Annotated in this window: 3 protein-coding genes; all 3 read right to left on the reverse strand. The window is 33.0% G+C overall.

Features of this window, described 5'->3' with window-relative positions; translation table 11 throughout:
* Positions 1-1,777, reverse strand: a 1,777-nt coding sequence (locus tag CDOM16189_RS07900) for an alpha/beta hydrolase family protein (RefSeq protein ID WP_170000947.1), incomplete at its 3' end; no start/stop codon positions are given.
* Between the two features lie 3 nt (positions 1,778-1,780).
* Positions 1,781-2,407, reverse strand: coding sequence for a hypothetical protein (locus tag CDOM16189_RS07905; RefSeq protein WP_170000948.1), 627 nt, complete (start codon positions 2,405-2,407; stop codon positions 1,781-1,783).
* 1 nt (position 2,408) lies between these two features.
* Positions 2,409-3,146, reverse strand: coding sequence for a Tle-like phospholipase domain-containing protein (locus tag CDOM16189_RS07910; RefSeq protein WP_170000949.1), 738 nt, complete (start codon positions 3,144-3,146; stop codon positions 2,409-2,411).
* Between the last annotated feature and the right edge of the window lie 43 nt (positions 3,147-3,189).

The following is a 3,189-nucleotide window of genomic DNA, read 5'->3' on the forward strand; positions in this document are numbered from 1 at the left end:
CTTCAAGCTTTCTGTCTAAAGATATATTAAAGTTCATTTTTTGATTAGCCTCTACGGCCGATGAGTCTGAAACAAGGACCGATACTGCACTGCTTACAAGATCAATTCCCAAATCCTTACTGCTTTTTGTATAGTTATTTATCGTTAAACTTTTACCCTCTTTTTGAACTATCAAGGTAGCCTTATCGTCTCCATTTAGTCTATATGTTATAGAATTATCCGTATCATCTATATATACACCCTGATCTTTATCATAGACTCCGCCTTTTAAAGTAACTCCTTCAAATATTACGCTTCCTTTTGCGTCACTATCAAAGATTATGTCTTTGTCTCCTACGTAGTAGGTGTCGTTGCCTTTACCGCCGTAGATAGTATCTACTCCCTCTCCTCCATAGATAGTATCATCTCCATCATCTTTACCGTCACTAGAGTTTTTACTATCTGCATATATTATATTATTGCCCTTTGAGTTTCTAAGATCAATGGTGTCTGAACCAGATCCCGCTTCGATGTAGTTATCTCCTTTAGGAGCTATTATGTTATCGTTACCCGCTAGGGTGTAGATATAGTTTTTGTCTAAACTAATCTTTGTTCCGATAGGATTAATAGTATCGTTTGAATTTGTTCCGAAATGATATTCATCATATATACCATTAAAGTCATCGGTAGTATCTATATCCGTATTTGTTTCATAGTCTTTAAAATATATTCCGTTTATAGGCTCTTTATTATCAAGAGCTAGTTTAAGCATCTTTGTTTTATTTGTTATATAGCTATCAGAGTATTCGTCTTTATGTTTTTCAAGTTCGGTGTAAGCTTTAGAAGATACGCCCGATACTATGAAAGGATTTAGGTTTATTAGGGCGTATAAATTTTCAATAGAACTATTAGAATTTGGTATGGTTGAATCAGGATTAATTAGTTGGATATTAAAGTTTATATTATTAGAACTTTTTTCATATTCTTGACAAATATCTATTATATCTGTTTTATTAATTGCTTTATTTATTATCTTATCTATCTTTTGCATAGTTTGTTCGGCTATGTCCGCAACTCCGCCTTTGAATAGGGTGCTAGAGGATTTATGTAGTCCGCTTAGATAGTTTGTTACCATTTCTTCGCTAGCTCCGTTTTTTATCATTTCGTCGTAGAAGTAGAGGATTTTAGTGAGAGCTGCTATGGAGTGGCTTTCGCCAGAAACTTCAACCTCTTGTCCGGCATTAAGACCGGTTCCGGCTATTAAGCTAAGACCGTCTTTGGCTACCACGTCTGTTATCTTGGGATTATAGATATTTTCTATACCCAAAGCATTTAATAATGTACCCGGTAGCCCACCAATTCCGGGTGCATTGAATGTATAAGTATGATCGACTACTTCCGGATGTTTTATAGTTAAAATTTGAGCCAAATATCCTCCTAATGAATGTCCGACTACGGTTATCTTTTCATTGGGAGATATAATGCCTTGAGATATTAGCTTGTTGTAATATTTCTCTAAATCAAGTTCTTGTAAATTTACACCTGCAAGGGCTAATTGGAAGTCGTTGTATAGATCATCAATAGAATTTAAGCTTGCTTCCACATCAGTTCCTCGTATTGCCAAAACCTTTTTGCTAGTCAGGCTATTTTTATACAGAATAGCTTTGAAGCCAGCAATAAAATATTGATCCGCTTCAGCATATTCTTTAGGTAAGATCATATCACTCGTTTTATTATTATTGTAAGATGTGCAAGCCAACTGCGCATAAATCTTATAACCACTAAAATCGTTGTTCATTTGTTATCCTTTTTCGATAAATTTATTTTTCAGTATCTGTTTTAACTCATAATTATATTCCAGTAATCCGGTTTTAGTATATCCACAAAATAACCCGCCCTCCGTGCCTGATATTTCTTTTTGGATGCCTGATAAAATAAATGAATTTGGGCAATAAATATTGTAAATTTTAGCCACTGTCTTGGTTTTGTTCGTATCACTGTAAATATTTATATTGTTTAGTTTTTGAGTAAATTTAGAACTATCTCGCATGTTTGAAAAACTTACATACATATTGTCTAAATCGTCTAAAGTAAAGTTATTGTCTATTATGATTATTTCATAATCTTTTTCTATATTGCATTTGTATTCATAAACGATGCGGTTTTTAACATCGATAAAGCTGACGGCAGAAAGTAATACCGCCAGTACAAAAGTAACTTTTTTGTCGAATTTTATTTGTTTTTTTTGAAAAATGCCTAGAAAAAACGGCGTTAAAAATATGGAAAATAAAGTCGAAATGCCTGATATGGCTAGACACGATAGCATCAGTACAAATTTTAGTATTTTATTTAAATTTGATAGATAAATCTGATTTATCACTACAGCCCAAGCAAAAGAGATTATAAGGATTAAGATAAAAGCTAGCATTTTATGCTGCTTTCCATATGCCATAGTTCGAATTTGTTCTGGAGACTTCTATTCTCTCTGCGAATCTTTCCTTCCGCCATAAATTTACTATAAGGCTGAATGCGTCTTTAGCTCTTGCGTCTGTTACTGAAGTAGTCATTGAGGTGTTTTGATAGTGATGGAAGGCTTCGCCTATCTTATCTTCAATATAATGTTTAAAATTTACCTGTTCGTTTCCTAGCCAATAATACTTACCGTCACTATCCTTATAAATTTTATGATAATTTAAGTTATTTCCGCTAGGAGAGTTAAAGGTATAGCAATTATCAAACAAAGAAGGATACATCTTAGATGCTATTTGAGCTAGTGTTCCGCCAAGAGAGTGTCCAACTATTGTGATGTTTTTGCCTGTTTGCTTATAAGTTTTTAATATGTCTGCTATACCATTTATATAATCGATCATGCTACCTGCTTGAGAATTAGGCATATAATTTAAAGCTAAGCTACCATCAGCAATAAGTAAATCATCCCAAAATTCATTTAATGCTTCAGTACCACGAATAGCGATAACTATTTCATTTTCTTTTTCAAATGCGGTAGCTTGAAAGCCACTGCTTGTATAATTTTTTTTAAATGGTTCGTTCGATTTATCTTTTTCGGTGTAGCCATTAAGTATTTTGTTTTTCAAATGACCTACATCATCATAACTAATCCACGATAAAGCAGAGTATTCTTTTAGTTTCTTAAAATTGCTTCCCATTTTATTCTCCTTAAAATATGTTGTTATTTTTTAAAATATATTC

The sequence above is a fragment of the Campylobacter sp. RM16189 genome (genome assembly GCF_012978815.1).
GTDB lineage: Bacteria > Campylobacterota > Campylobacteria > Campylobacterales > Campylobacteraceae > Campylobacter_A.